We start from the raw sequence: 21,182 nt of genomic DNA, 5'->3' as shown, positions 1-21,182 counted from the left end.
CTACTGACCGGTCAGGTCGCCCATCAGTCCCGATGCCACCGACAGCCGCGACACGGTGATGTCGCCGCCTTCGGTCAGCGCCTGCAGACGCTCGCGCGTGCGGGCGATGCGTCCGCCCCCGGCTTCGAGCCAGGCGGCGACCGGGTCGGCCTGTTTGCCGAAACCGGCGAGCGCCGAGGTCGCGATGCCCCTGCGTGCAGCGCCGATCATGTCGGTCGCGCGCGAAAGCGCCAGCCCGTCATAGTAGTCGGCTGGCGTGATCGAACGTGCGGCGTCCTCGATGCGGGGAATGCGGAACGCATCGCTCACCGCGAAGAAGGCGCGTGCCGAGGCGAGCAGGTCGGCGCCGGCATTGCGCGAAACAAGCGCGATGTCAGGCAGCAGTTCGGCCACCGTCAGGGCGGCGAGCTGCTCGGCGAGCCGCTCCGGCGCGCCGGCCCGGAAGAAGGATTCGCGCCGCTCGTCCAGCCTCTCCTTCATGAAGGGCGGCAGCAACTGTCCAATCTTCGGCTCGAGGATCTTGCGGGCCTCGCGCAGTTCGGCGATGCGCGTGCCGAGCGGCGCGTCGCCATGGTCGTTCTTGAGGAACCATGCGGTCGCCGCCGCGATCAACCGCCCGGCGGTCTGGTAGAGGTCGAGCTGCGCCTGGCCATCGATCTTGTTATCCAGCGCGTCGATATCGGCATAGACGCTTCCCAGCGCGAAGCCATCGCGCACCACGGTGAAGGCGCGCACCACATCGCCGGCGCTGCGGCCGGTCGAATCCTGCAGCCGGCTGACGAAGGCCGGTCCACCGCGGTTGATCAGATCGTTGGCAAGCACACGCGCGACGATTTCACGCCGCAGTCGGTGGCCATTGATCTCCGCATGGTATTTCCTGGCCATGCGCTCGGGGAAGTAGGCGAGGAGGTCGCGCTCGAAATGCGGATCGTCGGCGACGTTGCCGGCAAGGATGTCACTGAACAGGACGATCTTGGCATAGGCGAGCAGTACGCCGAGTTCGGCGCGCGTCAGCGGCTCGCCGCGCACCTGGCGTTCGGCGAGTGCTGCCGGCGACGGCAGTGTTTCCACTGCCCGGTCGAGCAGGCCGCGTGCTTCCAGCGCCGCCATGAAACGCGCCTCGTGCGGCATGTCGGCGATGCCGCGTTTGCGCGCCAGCGAAAGCGCCAGGGTCTGCTGGTAGTTATTGGACAGCACCAGCGAGCCGACTTCACCGGTCATTTCGGCCAGCAGCTTGTTGCGGGCCGGACGCGTCAGCGCACCCTTGCGCATCGCCGAAGCCAGCGCGATCTTGATGTTGACCTCGACGTCGGAGGAATTGACGCCGCCCGAATTGTCGATGGCGTCGGAATTGCAGGCGCCGCCGAGCAGGTTGAACTCGATGCGGGCGCGCTGGGTGACGCCGAGATTGGCGCCCTCGCCGATGACTTTCACGCGCAGCTCGGCGGCGGTGACCCGGATGCCGTCATTGGCGCGGTCGCCGACTTCCTGGTTGCTCTCGCCGGTGGCGCGCACATAGGTGCCGATGCCGCCGAACCAGAGCAGGTCTACCGGCGCCTTGAGGATGGCGTTCATGATCTCGGCCGGCGAGGCGACCGTCTTCGCCAGGCCGATCGCGGCTGCCGCGGCTGCCGGCAGGGCGATCGACTTCTGGGCGCGAGAAACGATGATGCCGCCGGCTGAAAGCTTCGATTTGTCGTAATCCTGCCAGCTGGAACGCGGCAGGTCGAACATGCGCCGGCGCTCGGCCATGGAAGCCGCCATGTCCGGATCCGGATCGATGAAGATGTCGCGGTGGTCGAAGGCGGCGATCAGCCGCGTCTGCTCCGACAGGAGCATGCCGTTGCCGAACACGTCGCCCGACATGTCGCCGACGCCGATCACGGTGAAGGGGGTGGTCTGGATATCGCGGTTGATTTCGCGGAAATGCCGCTTCACCGCCTCCCAGGCGCCCTTGGCGGTAATGCCCATCTTCTTATGATCGTAGCCGGCCGAGCCGCCCGATGCGAAAGCGTCGTCGAGCCAGAAGCCATGCGCCTCACTGATGCCGTTTGCAGTGTCGGAAAACGTCGCGGTGCCCTTGTCGGCAGCCACGACAAAATACGGATCGTCGCTGTCGCGGCGCACCACGTTCGCCGGGGGGATGACCGTAGCGCCATCGAGATTGTCGGTGATCGACAAGAGGCTGGAGATGAAATTGACATAGGCTTTGGTGCCGGCCGCAAAGGTTGCGTCGCGGCTGCCGCCGACCGGCAGACGTTTCGGGAAGAAGCCGCCCTTGGCGCCGACCGGCACAATGACGGCGTTCTTGACCTGCTGCGCCTTGACCAGCCCGAGCACCTCGGTGCGATAGTCCTGCGCCCGGTCCGACCAGCGCAGGCCGCCACGCGCCACAGGACCGAAGCGCAGGTGCACGCCCTCGACCTCGGGCCCGTAGACGAAAATCTCGCGCCACGGCCGCGGCTCGGGCAGCCCGTCGACCTTGCGTGAATCGAGCTTGATCGCCAGCGAGCGGCCGTCGGTTCGCGTCGCCGGCGCGAAATGGTTGGTGCGCAGCGAGGATTCGATCAGGTTGAGGTAGCGGCGGATGATCGTGTCGTCGTCGATGTTCGGCACCGCGTCGAGCTCGTCCTTGATCTTCGCCTTCAGGTGCTTTGCCGTGACCTCGGCCTCTGCCTGCAATGCCGGATCGAAGCGGGTGACGAACAGCTGGAAAAGTGCACGCGCGAGTTCGGGATAACGGTTCAGCGCCGCCGCGATGAAATCCTGGCTCTGCGGAATCCCGGCCTGCTGCAGGTAGCGGCCGTAGGCGCGCAGGATGCCGATTTCGGCCGAACGCATCGACGCGGTCTGTGCCAGCGCATTGTAGCCGTCATTGTCGGCGTCGCCGCGCCAGACGGACAGGAACACTTCCTCGAACAGGTCGCCGCCGTCGTCCAGCCTGATCGGCTTGCCGAAGGCGTTTTCCAGCTCCATGTCGTGCACGAAGACGGTATCGCCGTCGGGGTCTCCGACCTCGAACGTGCGTTCGCTGATGACGCGGAAGCCGGTGTTTTCAAGGATCGGCACGCGCCGGGAAAGCGCCACCGGCGTGCCGAAATGATAGATCTTCAGCGACGCCTGCTCGGGCTGCTGGCCGGGCTGCCGGTAATAATCGATGGCGATCGGATTGGCCGCATCGAGCTTGGCGATCTGCCGGGCATCGCCAAGCGCTTCCGCTGGCGTGAAGGTGCCGCGGTAGCTTTCCGGGAAACGGCCGGCGATTCCGGCAAGCACCCCGTCGGCGGCGGCGTCCGCGGCAGCCTCGCGCAACCCGTCCTCCCAGGTCCGCACGATGTCGCGCAGGCCCGCCTCCAGTTCCTGCTGGTCGACTTTCGGCGTCTTTCCGCCCGAGCGCCCGATGATGAAATGCACGCGCGCCAGGCTGCCTTCGGGAAAAGCTGGGTAATAGGCCGACAAACGGCCGTCGAACTTCTTCTTAAGGAAATCGCCGATGCGCTCGCGCACGATGGAATCGTAGCGGTCGCGCGGCACGAAGACGAGGATGGAGACGAAACGGTCGAACTGGTCGGCGCGCACCAGAGCCCTGACGCGCGGCCGTTCGCCGAGCGCCAGGATCGCCTCGGCGTGCTTGCGCAGCGTCGGCACCGCGACCTGGAACAGTTCGTCGCGCGGGTAGGACTCCAGCACGTTGATCAGCGCCTTGCCGGAATGATCGCCGGGGTTGAAACCCGACTTGGCGATCACCGTCTGGGCCTTGGAGCGCAGATAGGGGATCTTCAGCACGGAGCGGGTGTAGGCGGTGGAGGTGAACAGGCCGACGATGCGCAGCTCGCCGGCGAGCTTGCCCTTCTTGTCGTAGGTCTTGACCCCGACATAGTCGAGATAAATACGCCGATGGACCACCGACTTGGCGTTCGCCTTGGTGACGATCAGCGGCTCGGGTCCGTGCAGGAAGGCGCGGATTTCAGGCGTTGTCGTCACCGCTTCGGTGCCGCGCCGCAGCACCAGAACGTCGGGATCGGCCAGGATGCCGAGGCCGGGCTTCTCCGCCCGCTCCAGTGTGCCGCTCTTCTCGCCGCCCGAATACTTGAATTCGCGCATGCCGAGGAAGGTGAAATTGTCGTCGCGCAGCCATTCGAGGAAGGCGATCGCCTCGTTGACATGGTCCTTGTCCAGCGGCACCGGCGCGTAGCGGAATTCCGAGATCGCCTGGTCGAGCCGGGCAAGCATCGGCTTCCAGTCGGCCACGGCGGCACGAACCTGCGAAAGAATGCGCTGCAGGCGCTGGCTGAGGCCGACGGCTGCATCTTCCGACAGCGGCCCGACATGCACCTGGATGACGCTGACCCGGTCGGCTTCGTGGTCGCTTTTGGCCGTGCCGGCGTCGCCCAGAATGTCGCTGACGCCAGTCTTTCCGTGTTTCACCAGCACCACGGGATGCAGCACCAGCGTCGGCTCGCCGGCGGCTTCAGTGATCTCGCCGAGGATGGAATCGAAAAGGAAGGGCATGTTGTCGTTGACGACCGTGACCACCGTCACCGGTCGGCCAGCCCTTTCGATGCCGGCGCCGGCGTCGATTGCCACGACGCTCTCGCCCTTGCGGTGACGGGCAACCGCCCGCCGGGCGAATTCCGCAGCCTGTTCAAGCACCTGGGGTCGGTAGGTGGAAATATCCTCGGCCGGCGCGCGCGCCAGAAGGATGTCCGCAAAACCGGTCCTGGCCTTGGCGGCCTCCGGCGTTTTGGCTGCTGCCTTGGTGGATTTTCTGGCTGCCATCACGTTCTCTCCCACCGTATGCTTTTGCGACTATCGTAGCAGACTAAAAGTGTTTTGCGACCGCGATCCGTGCATGGAATGTGCAAATTTCAGATGAAGAGGAGATGACCGTGAGCGAAAAGATAACGGCGCTGGATCTGCCGCCTGCGGGCGAATTGAGCGAAGCGACGAAGGCCTATTTCGACAAATGCCGGGAAAAGCTCGGCCTGGTGCCCAACGTGCTTCTCTCCTACGCCTTCGACGAGAAGAAGCTGCGCGCCTTCACAGACACCTACAACGACCTGATGCTCGGCGATTCCGGCCTCTCCAAGCTGGAGCGCGAGATGATCGCGGTGGCCGTTTCGTCGGTCAATCACTGCTACTACTGCCTGACCGCGCATGGCGCTGCGGTGCGCCAGCTTTCCGGCGACCCGGCGCTCGGCGAGATGATGGTGATGAACTACCGTGCCGCCAACCTGCCGCCGAAACAGAAGGCGATGCTCGACTTTGCGGTGAAGCTGACGGAAACGCCGGCAAAGATCGAGGAGGCCGACAGGGCGGCATTGCGGCAGGCCGGCTTCAGCGACCGCGATATCTGGGACATCGCTTCCACCGCCGCCTTTTTCAACATGTCGAACCGGGTCGCCGCGGCCATCGACATGCGGCCGAACGCCGAATACCACGCCATGGCGCGGTGAGGCTTCCGTTCCCGACGGGGAAGAAGGCCGTACCTAGCTAGGCCAGTTCCGGTTCTTTCAGAACCGGTAACTCGCTCTAACTATTTGTTTTGCCGCATTTATGCGGACGCCAAATGATTCCATTTGGCTGCAAAATGCTCTAATGCCGGAAATGCCGTACGCCGGTGAACACCATGGCGATGCCGTGGGCGTCGGCGGCGGCAATCACCTCGTCGTCACGCATCGAGCCACCCGGCTGGATGACGGCGGTGGCGCCTGCCTCGATGGCTGAAATCAGCCCGTCGGCGAAGGGGAAGAACGCGTCGGAAGCGACCACCGAACCCTTGGTCAGCGGTTCGGAATGGCCCGCGGCTTCCGCAGCGTCGAGCGCCTTGCGCGCCGCGATACGGGAAGAATCCACCCGGCTCATCTGGCCGGCGCCGACGCCGACCGTGGCGCCATCGCGGACATAGACGATGGCGTTCGACTTGACGTGTTTGGCCACCCGGAAGGCGAATTTCAGGTCGGCCAGTTCCTGCTCGGTCGGTGCGCGCTTGGTCACGACCTTCAGTTCCAGCCCGTCGACCACGGCTATGTCCCTGCTCTGCACCAGAAGCCCGCCGGCGACAGACTTCACCACATGGCCCGGCGTGCGCGGATCGGGCAGGCCGCCCGTCACCAGCAGGCGAAGGTTCTTCTTGGCGGCGATGATCGCCTGCGCTTCCTGGGTGGCATCGGGCGCGATGATCACCTCGGTGAAAGTCTTGACGATGTCTTCTGCCGCTTCGGCATCGAGCGTGCGGTTGGTGGCGACGATGCCGCCGAAGGCCGAGACCGGATCGCAGGCCAGCGCCTTGGCGTAGGCCTCCTTCAGCGTGGCGGCTTCGCCGACGCCGCAAGGATTGGCATGCTTGATGATCGCCACAGCCGCACTCGCTTCGGGATCGAACTCGCCGACCAGCTCGAAGGCGGCGTCGGTGTCGTTGATGTTGTTGTAGGAAAGCTGCTTGCCCTGTAGCTGACGCGCCGTGGCGACGCCCGGCCGCTTGTCGCCGTTGATATAGAAGCCGGCCGACTGGTGCGGGTTCTCACCATAACGCATGACCGCCTCGAGCTTGCCGCCGAACGCCCGCCATGCCGGCTGTTCGATGTCGAGCGCCTCGGCGAACCAGCCGGAAATGGCCGCGTCGTAGGCGGCGGTCCGCGCGAAAGCCTTGGCCGCGAGCTTCTTGCGGAAATCGAGCGACAGCGAACCAGTGTTCATCTCCAGCGCATTGAGCACCGCAGCATAGTCGCCGGGATCGGTGACGATGGCGACATAGGCGTGGTTCTTGGCCGATGCTCGCACCATGGCCGGGCCGCCGATATCGATATTCTCGACGATCGACGGGTAATCGCCGCCGGAGAAGCGGACCTCCTCGAAGGGGTAGAGATTGACGACGACGAGATCGATGCCTTCGATGCCGTGCGCATGCATGGCTTCGACATGTTCGGGGTCGTCGCGCACGGCAAGCAGGCCGCCATGCACGGCCGGATGCAGCGTCTTTACGCGACCATCCATGATTTCGGGAAAGCCGGTCACGTCGGAAACGTCGGTGACCGTGATTCCGGCGGCGGCGATCGCCTTGGCCGAACCGCCAGTAGAGATCAGCGTCACGCCTAGCTCCTGCAACGCCTTGGCAAATTCCACCAGGCCGGTCTTGTCGGAAACCGAAAGCAGCGCGCGGCGCACGGGCACGAGATCGGGCGCGGGGATCTTTTTGGATGCGACGGCCATGCGGTTCTCCAAGGGGCAACATTTGGATAGAGCGGAATGCATTCAAGTCGAACCGGCATTCCGCTCTATCTGCTTGTTTTAGCCGCATTTGTGCGACGCCAGGTGATTCACCTGGCTGCAAAATGCTCTCTAGCCGCGCCCTATCACAGGGCTGCCCGGAATCAAACCGGCGTGTTGCCGAAAACCGTTTTGTGACTTCGGGTTTCGGATCGCGAAGGCGGCTCGACGATGCGTGTGCGCGTCAACTGCCAGGCGATCTCCGGCATTTCGGAAGCCCGAAACGAGATGACGATCTGGTTGGCGCGGCGCGGGCCGCTGAGGCCGGCGAAAAAAATGGATTCCTCGATCTCGGCCGCCGCTCCGTCGCAGGAGAACGCCCAGCTGTCGGCGCCGCCGGCGGCAAGCACCAGCCGCCCCTGGCCATCGCGGTAGATCTGGGTTTCGGGATGCACATGGAAACGCAAAGTGACGAGGTCGCGGCCGTTGTTGCGCGGCGCTTCGCCGCCGGCGCGGAAGAAACGGTCGACGCCTTCCAGGAGGTTGCCGCCATCCGAGAGCGTCAACTCGCGCTCGTGGAAGAGGCCGAAGCGCGAGACATAGCCATCATGGCTCGCGACGAAGCCTTGCGCGCCGTCGGCGTCGGTACGCTGGCAGGGAACATGACGAGGGCCGGCGACCAGCGGCGTGCGCAAGAGGCCGTTGACCCTGGCCGAATGCGTGAAACGCGCCGACGATGTGTCGTTCAGCGTTGCGGTCGAATGGGCGGCGGTGGCGCGCGCCAGCGGCCGGAACTCATCGGCGCCGAAATTGTCCACGCCGGCGTTGACGACATAGTGGTTGCGCCCGGAAGACAGTTCGAACGAAAGGCAGCCGGCATGCGCGTGGCCCGAAACGTCTGGCGGGGGTACCGCGCCCGTATCGGCGATTACCGTGGTGCCGCCCATCGACAGGCGCTCGTAACCCGAATGCGGCGCGTGGAGCAGCGGCGCGCCCGCAGTATCGTCATGGCGCAGCACGGCGGCGATGCGGTCCTGGATTGTCGCGCCCATGCCGTTGAAGCGGGCAAGGCTGCCGTCCTGGTGGCGGAAGAAGCGCAAGGCCGGCAGCATGCGCTCTATGGCGCCGATCAGCGCGTCGGGCGGTGCTTCGGCCTGGTTGGCGTAGGTGTGGCGCAGCGGCAAAAGGTCGGCCAGAAGCTCCAGCACGATCATCGGATTGCGCGAGATATGACCGCCGTCGGGGAGAATTTGCCGGTCGAGTTCCTCGGCGAGGTTGCGCGTCGCGTTGCGAACGGCAGAACTCGGCGCCGGCAGCGACAAGGCGGCAAAGGCAAGTGCGACGCGGCCGCGCAGCCGCTCGCTGCCGTCCGGCATGTCGCGCGCCATCGACCGCAGATAGCGAATCTGCACCGCCAGTGAGCGCAGGAAGGCTCGGTAGAACGCAAATTCCGCGCCCTGCAGGACGACCGACGAATGCTGCAGCCAGGCGATGATGCGGCGGGCCGTCGTTGCCGGGTCCCATGCGACGCCGGAAATCTTTCCGCCATGCGTGGCGATCCAGTCTGAGACCAGCGCGCGGGCGTTGGCTGCGGCAAGATCAGTGCCGGCGGCGCGCATGTGGCGCAGCCAGCGGAACCCGTGCAGCGATTTCAGCCAACCGCGATGCACCACCGGCATCTGGAACGGCGATTGGCCGCCGGTGTCGACCAGGTGGCCGGCAAGCGGAAAGCGTCCGTAATAGATTTCGAGCGCGATCTGCTGGTCGGCAAGCCTCAAATCCGGTGGCGCGATGAGAACGCGTTCGGGCGTGCGGCCGGTATAACGCCAACGGTAAATAGGGCCAGCGCGCAGCCTGCGGCGGGTCCGTCGCCAGACCTCCCGCGCCACAAGCACCCAAAGATGCGGTGCGTTGCCCGCTGCACTAGTCAAAAACCCGAATCCTGTCGTCGCCGCCTTGCTCCCCTTATCCATAATTTATGGTTAGCGAATGGTTTAGAGCGTCCGAAATCGCACCGCCGGGCCTCGAAGAATACATGTAGGCAATGTCACAAACGGCGGAAACGAGCGGCAAAGAAACCGTCGAGGCCGGAAATGCCGGGCCTGCCGAGGTCGAGGTCGGCTGGCGTGGTGCGCAGAGCCCCTGACGCGGTGACGAACGGCGCGATGCCGGCAATCTCTTCCGGCAGCACCGGATCGTGCTCCACCAGGCTGGATTCGCGCAGCAGCGCTTCGACCAGCGCCTCGCCTTCCTCCGGGTCGAGCGAGCAATTGGAGAAGACGATGCGGCCGCCGGGCTTCACCAGCTCGATCGCCTTGTCCAGCAGCCTGCGCTGCAGCGCCGCCAGCTTGACGATGTCTTCCGCCGACTTGGTCCATGGCACGTCGGGGTGACGGCGCACCGTGCCGGTCGAAGAGCAGGGCGCATCGAGCAAAACAGCGTCAAAAAGTTCCGCCGGCTGGTATTGCGCGATATCGGCCTGGACGATTTCTGCCTTGAGGCCGAGGCGGTCGAGATTGGTCGCCAGCCGGGCGAGCCGGTTCTTCGATGTGTCGACGGCGGTGACATCGGCGCCGGCGACGATCAGCTGCGCCGTCTTGCCGCCAGGAGCTGCGCAGAGGTCTGCGACGCGTTGGCCGGCGACATCGCCGAGCAGCCGCGCGGGAAGGCTGGCGGCCGCATCCTGCACCCACCATTCGCCATCGCTGTAACCCGGCAGGTCGGCGACGTTGGCGGCAAGCTTTTCCACCCGCACGGTGCCGGTCGGCAGCACTATGCCGCCGAGCTTCTCGGCCCAGCCACCCGCTTCGGATTTCACGCTGAAATCGACAGGAGCTTCGGTACGATGCGCGGCGAGGATGGCGTGCGCCTTCTCGTCGCCATAGGCGGCCGTCAGCCGTTCGATGAACCAGTCGGGCGCATCGCCGGTGGCGGCGAGCATTTTCGGCAGCTGATGGTCCTTGGCGCGCGCGATGCCGCGCAGCAGGCCGTTGACCAGCCCGGCGAAGCGGGCGGTGCGCGGGTCCGACTTCGCATGGGTGACGGCGAGGTCGACGGCGGCGCTGTCGGGAATGTCGAGAAACAGAATCTGCGCCGCCCCGACATGCAGCAGGTGCGACAGCGAATGCGCGTTGCCGGGCAGCGGCCGCTCCAGGCGGCGCGCGATCAGCTTGCCGATGGTGACCCGGAACCGCAGCGCGGTGACGAGGATGGCGCGCACCAGCGCCCTGTCGCGCATGTCCAGCGCGCGAAACTGCGGGTGGCCGTGTTCATGATCGGTCAGCCCGTCGAGCGGGGTTTTGGCGTCGATGACGGCGGCAAGCAGTCTCGCCGCCGCTTTTCGCGCGGGCAGGCCGGGAACGAGAAGATCGTCTTCCGCCGCTGCGGCGCCATGGTGTCTCGGGGGTCTGCCGGCGACCTTGGCCTTCGTCACGATGCCGGGCCTTTCGGCCCGGTGGGATTGCGACCCCATTTGCCGGCAGGACGCGTCGGCTTCTTGGCTTGCGTCGACGGAGCGCCCCACGGGCCGGATGGCGCTGGCCGTTCGGCCGCCGGCGTCTCGGGCGCACGCGGTGCGGTACGGCTGGACATGCCACCGCCCATGCTGCCCGCCATCTGCTGCAGGGCGGCGATGCGGTTCTCGGTGTTGGGATGGGTCGAGAAAAGATTGTCCATACGCTCGCCGGAAAGGGGATTGATGATGAAGAGGGGCGCGGACGCAGGATTGCGTTCGGCGTCGGGGTTGTGGATGCGTTCGACGTTGCGGGCGATCTTGTCAAGCGCCGAAGCAAGCGAAAGCGGATTGCCGCAGATTTCGGCGCCGCGCCGGTCGGCCGAATATTCGCGCGTGCGGCTGATCGCCATCTGCACCAGCATCGCCGCCAGCGGCGCCACGATCATGGCGACCAGCACGCCGATGAAGCCGAGCGGATTGTTGTTGTCGCGGTTTCCACCGAAGAAGAAGGCGAAGTTGCCGAGCATGGAAATCGCGCCGGCCAGCGTGGCGGTGATCGTCATGGTCAGCGTGTCGCGGTTCTGCACATGGGCAAGCTCATGCGCCATGACGCCGGCCACCTCGTCATAGCTCAGCCGGTCGAGCAGCCCGGTGGTGGCGGCGACCGCGGCGTTCTGCGGGTTGCGGCCCGTGGCGAACGCGTTGGGCTGTGGATTGTCGATAAGGTAGACCTTCGGCATCGGCAGGCCGGCGCGCTGAGCCAGATCGCGCACGATGCCGTAATACTCAGGGGCGTTGCGCTCGTCGACCTCGACGGCATGGTGCATGCGCAGCACCATCTTGTCGGCGTTCCAGTAGCTGAAAAGGTTCATGCCGGCGGCGATCAGGAATGCGATCGTCATGCCGCCCGATCCGCCGATCAGATAGCCCACGCCCATGAAGAGGGCGGTCATGAAGGCCAAAAGCATGGCGGTGCGCATCACGTTCATCGTCAGCTCCTTGTCGTCCAGAGGCGGTTGTTTGGGGTCGATCCGGTCCAAAACCCAGTCTATATGATGGGAAAGCCGTGCCGTTCTTTCAATAATAGCCCGAGTATGCCGATGCCCGAAGCCGAAGACCAGGAAAAGGCGCAGCCCGCGGAAGAGAAAGCGCTGACGCCGGCCGCAAGGCGCGCGCTTCAGGAAGCCGAGGCGCGCCGCAAGGCCTATCTGCAACATGAGGCAGAGTTGCCGAGGGAACTCGGCGGCCGCGGCGGCAAGGAACCCGGCCGCTACGGCGACTGGGAGGTCAAAGGCCTGACAAGCGATTTTTGATCCCGGACGCCGCCGGGATCAGCAGGCTACGGCGGCCGTCTCGGTGGCCAGCAGCATCAGGCCCTCGTCGTCCGGAACGGCCCGGATGCCGTCGTAGCTCGCAATCATCAGATGCTCGGTCTCGACCGGATGCTGATGGGTGGCTGTGATGACGACCACGTCGGCGCCGGCAGCCCGTCCTGCATCGATGCCGGCAGGCGCATCCTCGAAGACGAGGCAGTCGCTGGCATCGACACCCAGCCGCTTCGCGCCCAGCAGATAACAGTCAGGCGCGGGCTTGCCATCCGAAACATCTTCGCCGGTGACCATGGTCCGGGGAAACGGAATGCCGGCTGCGGCCATGCGCTTCAGCGCGAGGTCGCGAGGCGCCGAGGTGACGATCGCCCAACGCTCCGGCGGCAGCGCGGCGAGGAAAGACAGCACGCCCGGAATCGGAAGGATGCCGTCGATATCGGCGATTTCGTCCTCCAGCAATTGCAGCGCTTCTTTCTGCGCATCGACGCCGGGAAGGCCGAGCCGGTTGATCGTGTCGATGGCGCGAATGCCGTGCACTGTTTTCAGGAAGGCCTCGACATCGAGGCCATGGCGCTCGGCCCAGCTTCCCCAGACCCGCTCGACCACCGGAATGGAGTTGAGCACAGTGCCGTCCATGTCGAAGAGGAAAGCCGCGAATTTCTTGTTATTGAACATAAGGTCCTCGATGCACAGGTCACGGGAATGCCGTCGCTTCGACGGCGATGTGTTCCCGATTTCAGGAATGGGATGGGATTGCGGGGAACCTATGGCATCGGCCGGCCGATGAAAACCCTGCACGCGCAAAGTTTCGCCGGCGTATCAATGGGCCGTTTTTGTTAGCCGGTGGAACCCGGGCGGCGGTTTGACGTTGTGAGAAAACACGTTTTTCCCTCAAACATCGAAAGTGCCGCGATGCTGATCAGGCTCGGCTATGAAATCGCCATCGAGTGCCCGCAACCCATGGCGGTCATCTCGCTCCTCGATGTCAATCCCGACCGCAAACACGACATCAAGCGCCAGACCAAGGTGCTGACCTCACCGCATGTGCAAAGCAGCGTCTATCGCGACGGGTTCGGCAATGCCTGCCGGCGCTTCATGGCGCCGGAAGGCGGCTTGCGCATTCTTTACGACGCGGTAGTCGAGGATAGCGGCGAGCCCGACCCGCTCAACACGCTGGCGCAGGAGACGCCGATCCAGGACCTGCCGCCGGAAACGCTCGTTTTCCTGCTCGGCAGCCGCTATTGCGAGACGGATCATCTCGGTGATCTTGCCTGGGGCCTGTTCGGTCACCTGCCGCAGGGCTGGGTGCGTGTGCAGGCGATCTGCGACTATGTCCACAACCGCCTGTCCTTCGGCTACGGTTATGCGCGAGCGACCCGCACGGCGGCGCAGGCGCATGACGAGCGCGTCGGCGTCTGCCGGGATTTCGCCCATCTCGCGATCACTCTCTGCCGCTGCATGAACATCCCAGCCCGCTACGTGAACGGCTATCTGGGCGATATCGGCGTGCCGCCGGATCCCGCGCCAATGGATTTCAACGCCTGGTTCGAGGCCTTCCTCGACGGCAAATGGTATACGTTCGACGCCCGCCACAACGTTCCACGCATCGGTCGTGTCGTCGTGGCGCGCGGCCGCGACGCCACCGACGTGCCGCTGCTGCACAGTTTCGGTGCGCACAAGCTCACCACCTTCAAGGTGTGGACCTACGAGCAGGACAGCCATCCGGCCGGTCCGCCCGAGCATGGAATCGACCGCACGCTGACGACGCCGCTGCTTGCCTGACCGCTAATAATACGAGCAATGCTGAGGCTCAGCCCGCTTCCCCGACGATGTTGCGGAACCGGTTACAGGGCTGGCTCGTTCTGGTTGCGGCACAGACATCTGGAAGGAGCCGCCAACCATGCGCATCGCGATCCCTGGACTTCTCATGACGGCGCTTCTTTTGACCGCTCCCGCTGTGGCGCAAACCCAGCCACAGCCCATGCCGCCCGACAAATCGCTGAAACTTTCCGAGATCATCGCCAAGATCGAACAGCGCGACCAGTTCCGCTACATCCACGAAATCGACTGGGACAGGGACGGCTACTACGACATCACCTACTACACCTCCGACAAGGCCAAGGTGGAGATCAAGATCGATCCGGTGACGGGCGAGACGAGGATGTAAGCATCGCGGCCTCAACCTCGCGGTATCGCAATTGCGCTCTGCAGCGTGATATTCCAAAGGAAAAGGCCGTTTCTCAGGGAGAAACGGCCTTCCGTGTTTCCGTCCGTGGCGCGGCCTGTGGCTATGCCCTCTTCGGGATCATACGCCGCGCATCTCGCGCCTTAACGGGAAGACTGCTTCCCGAAAGTGCAATCCGCTGAGGCCACGTTCTGGAAAACGAAATCACTCGACATCGGATCACCTCCTTTCGATCTGTTGAACACAACCATATGATGGGGGCTCGCGGCCGGTTTGACAAGAGCACCCGCAACCTGCCGGCGAACATGCACGGATCGAGCCGGCCCGGTGAGGCGGTCGGCACTTAGCCATCGCCGTTCGGACGGACTCGATTCCAGGGTCAAGGGAGGGGGCATGGACGCAGGCGAAAGGGCGGCGCGTATCGTCCGCACCGTGGTCGAGACGCTGAAACCCGGCTTCGCGGTCAGGCTGTGGACGGGCGAGCGGATCGGACCGGCGACTGGGCCGACGCTTGTTCTGAACGATCAGAACATCGTCTGGCATGGGCTGCGCCGGCCCAGCGTGTCGACGATCATCGAGATGTGGGTGTCCAAGGCGGTCGACATCGAGGGCGGAACGCTGTTCGACATCTTCGACCTGCGCTCGGAAGGCAAGCTGCGCACCAAGCTGAAGACACTGCCCAAGCTGCAGTTCCTGCGCGACCTGCCGGTCGTGCTGTTTTCGGGGCCAGCCAGGCAGGCGGGCCTTACCGGCCGCGACCCCTTCGCCAGCGGCTCCAACGCCGAGGCGATCCGCCACCACTACGACATTTCAAACGACTTCTACCGTCTCTTTCTCGATGAGCGCATGGTCTACAGTTGTGGCTACTTCACCGATTTCGCCAACGGCATCGACCAGGGGCAGGCCGACAAGCTGGAGCATATCTGCCGGAAGCTGCGGCTGAAGCCGGGCGAGCGCCTGCTCGACATTGGCTGCGGCTGGGGCGCCATGCTGATCTACGCCGCCAGGCATTACGGCGTCACCGGTCACGGCGTCTCCCTGTCGCCACAGCAGACCGCGCTCGCCCGCGAGCGCATCCGCGCCGAAGGCCTCGAGGATCGCATCACGATCGAGATCAAATCCTATGCCGATCTCGAAGGCAGCTTCGACAAGATCTGCTCGATCGGCATGTTCGAGCATATCGGGATCGCCAACCACGCGGCCTATTTTGCCAGCGTGCGCCGGCTGCTCAAGCCTGACGGCATCTACCTGCATCACGCCATCGCCAAGCGTTCCAAGGGCAGCCTGCGCAAGACGCTGCGCAAGGGCGCCGAATACCGGGCGCTGCTCAAATACATCTTTCCCGGCGGTGAGCTCGACACCATCGGCATGACGCTCAGCGGCCTCGAAACGCATGGGTTCCTCGTCTACGACGTCGAGAACCTGCGCGAGCATTACGCCCGCACCTGCAGGCTTTGGGCGGAGCGGCTGCAGAGTCGCTTCGACGAAGCGATCGCCGAAGTCGGCGAGCCAAGGGCGCGGCTCTGGCTTCTCTACCTCACCGGCAGCTCGATCACGTTCCAGCGCGGCTCGACGCAGATATTCCAGACTGTGGCGGTCAAACGCGGCCACGGCCTGAGCGTGCTGCCGCCAACGCGGGTGGACCTCTACCGGTAGGCCCGCCGCATGAAGAGCATCGACGGCAAGGTGCCTTGCCCGCTTTCGTGCGTCGCAGGCGCTCGTAGAAACCTGACACCATCCGCGGCAGTCCCCTGATGCCGCGGATGGTGCCTGGCCAGCTGCGCGCCTTATGGCGGGCAGTAAGGGGGTGCACTACGCCGGCCTATCCCTCTTCTTCCACGAAGACCTCGTCCCGCTTCTTGCGGACGGATGGCAACAACACGACGACGAGGACCAGGATGGCGATGGCAATGAGCGTCGCGCTTATCGGGCGCGTCACGAATGTCATTGGATCGCCATGCGACAATTTCATTGCCCGCCGCAGGTTCTCCTCCAGCATCGGGCCGAGCACAAACCCCAGCAGGAATGGCGCTGGTTCGCAGTGCAGTTTGACCAGGATGTAGCCAAGCAGGCCGAATCCGGCAACCGCGAACAGATCGTACGGGTTCGAGTTCACGCTGTAGACGCCGATCGCGCAAAACGCCATGATGATCGGAAACAGCACATAGTAAGGAACCTTCAGCAGCCGGACCCACAGTCCGATAAGCGGCAGGTTCAAGATCACCAGCATGATGTTGCCGATCCACATCGACGCGATGATGCCCCAGAAGAGCGCCGGTTGCTCGGAGGCCACATTTGGCCCAGGCACAATCCCCTGGATAATCATCGCTCCAATCATCAATGCCATTACGGGATTGGCGGGAATGCCGAGCGTCAGCATCGGGATAAACGACGTCTGGGCGCCGGCGTTGTTGGCCGACTCGGGTCCCGCCACGCCGGCAATGGCGCCGCGTCCGAACTCCTCGGGCGACTTCGAGAGACGTTTCTCGATCGTGTAGGAAGCGAACGCGGCGAGGATCGCTCCTCCGCCGGGCAGGATGCCCAAAAGCGAGCCCACCCCGGTGCCTCGCAGGACAGGCCCGACGATGGCTTTCATTTCCTCGCGTGTCGGTAGCAGGCCGCTGATCGTTGTCTGCATGACTTCCCGCGTCCGCTCACTCTCAAGGTTGCGCAATATCTCCGCGACGCCGAACACGCCGATCGCCACCGCCACGAAACTCAACCCATCCGTATAGGCGCTGATGCCGAGGATGAAGCGCGGAACCCCGGTGAATACATCCGTGCCTACCAGGCCAAAAAGCAATCCCAGCGCCAGCATACAGAGCGCCTTGATGACCGATCCATGTGCAAGGGCGACAGACGAGACGAGACCGACGATCATGAGCGAGAAGTTCTCAGCCGCTCCGAATTTCAACGCGATGATGGTCAGGGGAGGCGCGAAAAGCGCGACCAGAAAAGTCGAGATTGTTCCCGCGAAGAAAGAGCCGATAGCCGCGACTGCCAAGGCCGTGCCCGCACGCCCCCGTCGCGCCAACTGATAGCCATCGATCGCTGTCACCGCCGAGGACGACTCACCCGGCATATTGATGAGGATGGCGGTGGTCGAGCCGCCGTACTGAGCCCCGTAGTAGATGCCAGCAAGCATGATCAGCGCGGATACGGGATCCCCGAGCTGGAACGTGATAGGCAGCAGCATGGCGATGGTCGCCGTGGCGCCGATGCCGGGCAACACCCCGATCAACGTGCCCAGAAGGACGCCGATCAGGCAGAAGCCGAGATTGCCCAACGTCGATGCAGTCGCAAAGCCCAGGGCAAGATTCGAAAAGATCTCCATTTGCCTGACCTCAGAAATCCAGCCAGGGGCCAAAGCGCTGATACGGCAGGCCAAGGCCGTAGCTGAATACAACAATGGCGAAGAGCGCCACAGCGACGGCGATCGCCAGCGCTTGCGATGCCCGAAGCTTTACGCTGGCGAAACCGGCGATCAACGCCGTGCAAAATACCGCCGGAACGAACCCCAGGCCCCGGACTGTCAATCCGAACACGATGGGGCGGGCAGAATCAGGAGCATGCCCCGCCACGCAATCGCACCGACAGGCTCGCTTTTCGTGCGTAATGAAAGGCCGACGACGACGGCTCCAAGCATGATCAAAACGCACGCCAGGATCAGAGGGAAATAGCCGGACCCCATGTCCGTAGCGGTGCCCAGATCAAGGCCTAGCGATTGGGTCCCGAAAAAGAGTCCGAACCCAATGAATATGGCGCCGCACGCCAAATTGGATCTGTCGACCGTCAATGCCACCGATACCTCCCCCATGTAGCGAACCGCCACCTCCCGTGGCGGTTCGCATTGCCCCCGCTGAACCTAGTCGAGGGTAACGCCAACGCTTTTTACGATAGGCTCCCACTTTGCCATTTCGGCCTGAACATGCTTGCCGAGCTCCTCTGGAGTAGAACCCACGATGGTGGCGCTGAATTCCCCCATTCGCGCTTTCACATCCGGATCCGACAGAGCGGCCAGCGCAGCCTTGTTGAGCCGCGCGACGTTTTCCGGCGGCGTGCCGGCAGGCGCAAACAGCGCGTTCCAGGTGTAGGTCTCATAGCCCTTGACCGTCTCGTCGATCGACGGCAGTTCCTTGAAGGAGCTGGCGCGCTCCTTGGTCGTGACGCCAAGCCCCTTGAGGGTTTTCGCCTTGATATGGCTGGAAGACGAAGGGAGGTTGTCAAACATGATCGGCACCTGATTGCCAATCACATCGTTCAAGGCCGGGCCGGCCCCCTTGTAGGGGATATGCTGCATTTCGACCCCGGCCATGCTTTTAAACAGTTCGCCGGACAGATGCAGCGGCGTCCCGTTGCCCGACGAGGCGTAGGAGTATTTGTCGGGATTGGCCTTCAGGAGATCGACGAGTTCCTGGACGGAATTGACGGGCAGTTCAGGATTGACCATCAGCACATTGGGAACAAGAACCAAAAGCGAAACCGGCGCGAAATCCTTCTGAGGGTCGTAGGGCTTCGTCTTCAGCATCAACGGGTTGAGCGCATGCGTTGCGACCGTACCCATCAGGATCGTATAACCATCCGGCTCGGCCCGGGCCACCTGACCCGCTCCAAGATTGCCGCCGGCGCCGGCGACATTTTCAACGATGACCTGCTGGCCGAGATCCTTTGACATGCTCGCCGCCAGAACCCGCGCCACGAGATCGGTCGAGCCTCCCGCCGCGAACGGAACCACCAATGTAACCGTGCGCTCCGGATAGGTCTGGGCCCAGCCGGACGTAGCCCACGCCATACCGCAGGATAGCGCCAACCCGAGGGCCGATCGTCTATTGAGTTTCATTTTCATTCCTCCGCGTTGATCGCCGGGAAGATGTGCCGTCATATCCAAGAGCAACCGTTGCAGCAGCGTCCGCAGGCGGCGGACACCGACTGCTGAACAGGCTGAACTCGCTTCAAAAGGGTTGACTTCCTCCCGAAAATCGAAGGAGCAAATGTCATGCCAGTCCCCTTGGGGCCGGCGATTCAAGGCCCTTGGCGTGTTTGGACACTCAAGCCGGGCAATATGTTGCCCGGGCCGAGTCAATTCAGGCGGTTATTTGCCTCGTAAGAGTCTGGCGCCGATTGACACAGCCATGATCTCGCCACGCCCGGATTGCTGGAAATTGTTGCGTACAAGCGGTGGTCTTTCTGCTCACCAAACAGCGTGGCCAGGCGGCGCAGCGCCGCGATCCGCCTGTAGGGCGGCAACCATTGGTTCCTGTCAGCAAACGTCTGCGCAGCCAGGTCGATCTTCGCCTCCAGCGTGCAACCCGGATGACGGGTAAACATCCGCTCGTCGCAGCCTGACGATTGGCGATTCTCCGCCCGTATGTGTGAAGCGGAGCAAAAGACGGGAGCCCAGGAGCCTAATAAGCGCGGCAGGGGCTACTCCCGACGCTGGTGGGAATGGCCTATCGCCTTGGAAGCGCAAGCGAGAATTTGCCGCATCGGTATTTAGTCAGGCAACAAATTGCCAAAACAAGAAGAGGCCTAATACATCCCGCTGCAAGAAAACAAGGGAAATCAGCAGCTTACACTTATCTCGGCGAATATCGAAGGCAAGGATTTGAATTGGCACATTGGTTGCTTCGACCTGAAACAAAGAAGTTACATAGGGATGGAGACCAAGCCGTGATCCAGTCGTTCAGCCTATCAACCAGGCGCAGTTTACCGGCCGCGTGCAGTGCCGCTTACGGAAAAAATCCAGACGCGCGCGCGGCCGACACCCTCCGCTTCCACGCGAAAAGCTTTGCCGGCCCGGGCCGGTTCATCTCGAGCTTCCGGAAGACGTTGCGGGCATGGAGATCGATGACGTTCCGCTGATCCCTCCACATCCGATCGATCGGGCAATCCCGGCCCCGGCAGCTGTGGACCGAGCCGTCGACATGATCCTGGCCGCAAAGCGCCCGATCATCCTGATAGGCGCCGGCGGCAACCGTCCTCAGTTGGTAGAACCGCTCTCTGCATTCGTGCGCCGTGTCCGTCTTCCGTTCTTCAACACCCAAATGGGCAAGGGCGCGGTCCACGGCGGATCCAACCTTTATCTGGGCACGGCTGCATTGTCGGAGCGCGACTATGTCCATGCGGCTGTCGACAAGGCCGATCTGATTATTTCCATCGGGCACGATACGGTCGAAAAACCACCGTTTCTGATGCGCAGCGCCGGCGGACCCAGGGTGCTTCACGTCGGGTATTTCTCGGCGACAGTCGAACAAGTCTATCATCCGGACGCCGAACTTGTCGGGGATATCGGAGCCAGCGTAACGCTGCTCGCCGACCGAATGGGCGGCAAGCTGGATCCGGATCCCACCATCCTGAAGCTGCGCAAGCAGATCCTCGAACGCATCGCCGAACGCGCCGATGAAGATCGGTTCCCGATAGCGCCACAACGGATCGTGCGCGATGTTAGGGCCGTCATGCCGGACGATGGCATCGTGTGTCTCGACAATGGCATGTACAAAATATGGTTCGCGCGAAACTTTCGCACCTATACCGCCAACACGCTGCTTCTCGACAATGCCTTGGCGACCATGGGAGCGGGTCTGCCGTCCGCGATGATGGCCGCCATGCTTTTTCCGGAGAGGCGCGTGATGGCCGTCTGCGGCGATGGCGGGTTCATGATGAACTCCCAGGAGATCGAAACCGCGGTCAGGCTGGGCTTGAACCTCGTTGTCGTCATTTTGAATGACAGTGCTTACGGGATGATACGCTGGAAGCAGGCCGTGGACAATTTCCCGGACTTTGGCATGACATTCAACAACCCCGATTTCGTAAAGTATGCCGAGGCCTACGGGGCGGACGGAACACGGATCACAAGCACCGATGAACTGGGTCCTGTGCTTGAGGCGGCATTCCAGAAGGGCGGCGTCCATATCATCGATGTGCCGATCGACTACTCGGAAAATACGCGTGTGCTGGTCGAGGAGTTGAGAAACAAGTCGATCGACAGCGAAGTTGTCGCCTGACG

14 protein-coding genes and 2 pseudogenes are annotated in these 21,182 nt (G+C 63.5%); 6 read left to right on the top strand and 10 right to left on the bottom strand.

The window, feature by feature from the left end; genetic code table 11:
- The gene (locus F3H98_RS08560; RefSeq protein WP_149759722.1) at positions 1-4,779 is read right to left on the bottom strand and encodes an NAD-glutamate dehydrogenase; all 4,779 of its coding nucleotides are present in this window, start codon (positions 4,777-4,779) and stop codon (positions 1-3) included.
- A 110-nt stretch (positions 4,780-4,889) separates the two neighbouring features.
- Between F3H98_RS08560 and F3H98_RS08555 the strand changes: the two genes are divergently transcribed.
- Positions 4,890-5,456, top strand: coding sequence for a peroxidase-related enzyme (locus F3H98_RS08555; RefSeq protein WP_149759721.1), 567 nt, complete (start codon positions 4,890-4,892; stop codon positions 5,454-5,456).
- 139 nt (positions 5,457-5,595) lie between these two features.
- On the opposite strand, the gene purH is transcribed toward F3H98_RS08555, so the two are convergent.
- The 4 genes from purH to htpX all read right to left on the bottom strand — a co-directional run bounded on the left by purH (position 5,596) and on the right by htpX (position 11,652).
- Complete coding sequence (gene purH, locus F3H98_RS08550) at positions 5,596-7,212, bottom strand: bifunctional phosphoribosylaminoimidazolecarboxamide formyltransferase/IMP cyclohydrolase (RefSeq protein ID WP_149759720.1); 1,617 nt, start codon at positions 7,210-7,212, stop codon at positions 5,596-5,598.
- A 161-nt stretch (positions 7,213-7,373) separates the two neighbouring features.
- Complete coding sequence (locus F3H98_RS08545) at positions 7,374-9,140, bottom strand: heparinase II/III family protein (RefSeq protein WP_244621650.1); 1,767 nt, start codon at positions 9,138-9,140, stop codon at positions 7,374-7,376.
- A gap of 116 nt (positions 9,141-9,256) precedes the next feature.
- Positions 9,257-10,681 carry an RsmB/NOP family class I SAM-dependent RNA methyltransferase gene (locus F3H98_RS08540; protein ID WP_149759718.1) on the bottom strand — a complete coding sequence of 475 codons (1,425 nt, stop codon included), beginning with the start codon at positions 10,679-10,681 and terminating at the stop codon, positions 9,257-9,259.
- The gene (gene htpX, locus F3H98_RS08535) at positions 10,639-11,652 is read right to left on the bottom strand and encodes a zinc metalloprotease HtpX (RefSeq protein WP_149759717.1); all 1,014 of its coding nucleotides are present in this window, start codon (positions 11,650-11,652) and stop codon (positions 10,639-10,641) included. The genes F3H98_RS08540 and htpX overlap by 43 nt, the downstream gene beginning before the upstream one ends.
- 111 nt (positions 11,653-11,763) lie before the next feature.
- Here htpX and F3H98_RS08530 point away from each other — a divergent pair, with 111 nt between their 5' ends.
- The gene (locus tag F3H98_RS08530; RefSeq protein ID WP_188130370.1) at positions 11,764-11,976 is read left to right on the top strand and encodes a DUF1674 domain-containing protein; all 213 of its coding nucleotides are present in this window, start codon (positions 11,764-11,766) and stop codon (positions 11,974-11,976) included.
- Positions 11,977-11,994: 18 nt separating this feature from the next.
- Here the strand turns inward: F3H98_RS08530 and F3H98_RS08525 are convergent, their stop codons facing one another.
- Positions 11,995-12,666 carry an HAD family hydrolase gene (locus F3H98_RS08525; protein WP_149759715.1) on the bottom strand — a complete coding sequence of 224 codons (672 nt, stop codon included), beginning with the start codon at positions 12,664-12,666 and terminating at the stop codon, positions 11,995-11,997.
- Positions 12,667-12,903: 237 nt separating this feature from the next.
- On the opposite strand from F3H98_RS08525, the gene F3H98_RS08520 reads away from it, so the two are divergent.
- The 3 genes from F3H98_RS08520 (at position 12,904) to F3H98_RS08510 (ending at position 15,832) form a co-directional block, all read left to right on the top strand.
- Positions 12,904-13,773, top strand: a complete 870-nt coding sequence (locus F3H98_RS08520) for a transglutaminase-like domain-containing protein (protein ID WP_149759714.1) — start codon at positions 12,904-12,906, stop codon at positions 13,771-13,773.
- Between the two features lie 118 nt (positions 13,774-13,891).
- Positions 13,892-14,158, top strand: a complete 267-nt coding sequence (locus F3H98_RS08515) for a PepSY domain-containing protein (protein ID WP_149759713.1) — start codon at positions 13,892-13,894, stop codon at positions 14,156-14,158.
- A gap of 411 nt (positions 14,159-14,569) precedes the next feature.
- The gene (locus tag F3H98_RS08510) at positions 14,570-15,832 is read left to right on the top strand and encodes an SAM-dependent methyltransferase (RefSeq protein WP_149759712.1); all 1,263 of its coding nucleotides are present in this window, start codon (positions 14,570-14,572) and stop codon (positions 15,830-15,832) included.
- Between the two features lie 166 nt (positions 15,833-15,998).
- On the opposite strand, the gene F3H98_RS08505 is transcribed toward F3H98_RS08510, so the two are convergent.
- The 4 genes and pseudogenes from F3H98_RS08505 to F3H98_RS08490 all read right to left on the bottom strand — a co-directional run bounded on the left by F3H98_RS08505 (position 15,999) and on the right by F3H98_RS08490 (position 19,504).
- On the bottom strand, positions 15,999-17,510 hold the full coding sequence (locus F3H98_RS08505; RefSeq protein WP_149759711.1) for a tripartite tricarboxylate transporter permease: 1,512 nt from the start codon (positions 17,508-17,510) through the stop codon (positions 15,999-16,001).
- A 10-nt stretch (positions 17,511-17,520) separates the two neighbouring features.
- Positions 17,521-17,993 (bottom strand): annotated as a pseudogene (locus F3H98_RS08500) (tripartite tricarboxylate transporter TctB family protein).
- 48 nt (positions 17,994-18,041) lie between these two features.
- Complete coding sequence (locus F3H98_RS08495) at positions 18,042-19,022, bottom strand: Bug family tripartite tricarboxylate transporter substrate binding protein (RefSeq protein ID WP_149760032.1); 981 nt, start codon at positions 19,020-19,022, stop codon at positions 18,042-18,044.
- A gap of 233 nt (positions 19,023-19,255) precedes the next feature.
- Positions 19,256-19,504, bottom strand: a complete 249-nt coding sequence (locus tag F3H98_RS08490; protein WP_149759710.1) for a hypothetical protein — start codon at positions 19,502-19,504, stop codon at positions 19,256-19,258.
- 464 nt (positions 19,505-19,968) lie between these two features.
- On the opposite strand from F3H98_RS08490, the pseudogene F3H98_RS08485 reads away from it, so the two are divergent.
- Positions 19,969-21,180: pseudogene (locus F3H98_RS08485) on the top strand (acetolactate synthase large subunit); the annotation flags it as partial.
- Between the last annotated feature and the right edge of the window lie 2 nt (positions 21,181-21,182).

The organism is Neomesorhizobium albiziae, assembly GCF_900114255.1.
Lineage (GTDB): Bacteria > Pseudomonadota > Alphaproteobacteria > Rhizobiales > Rhizobiaceae > Neomesorhizobium > Neomesorhizobium albiziae.
This window is presented reverse-complemented; position numbering and strand designations above follow the sequence as displayed.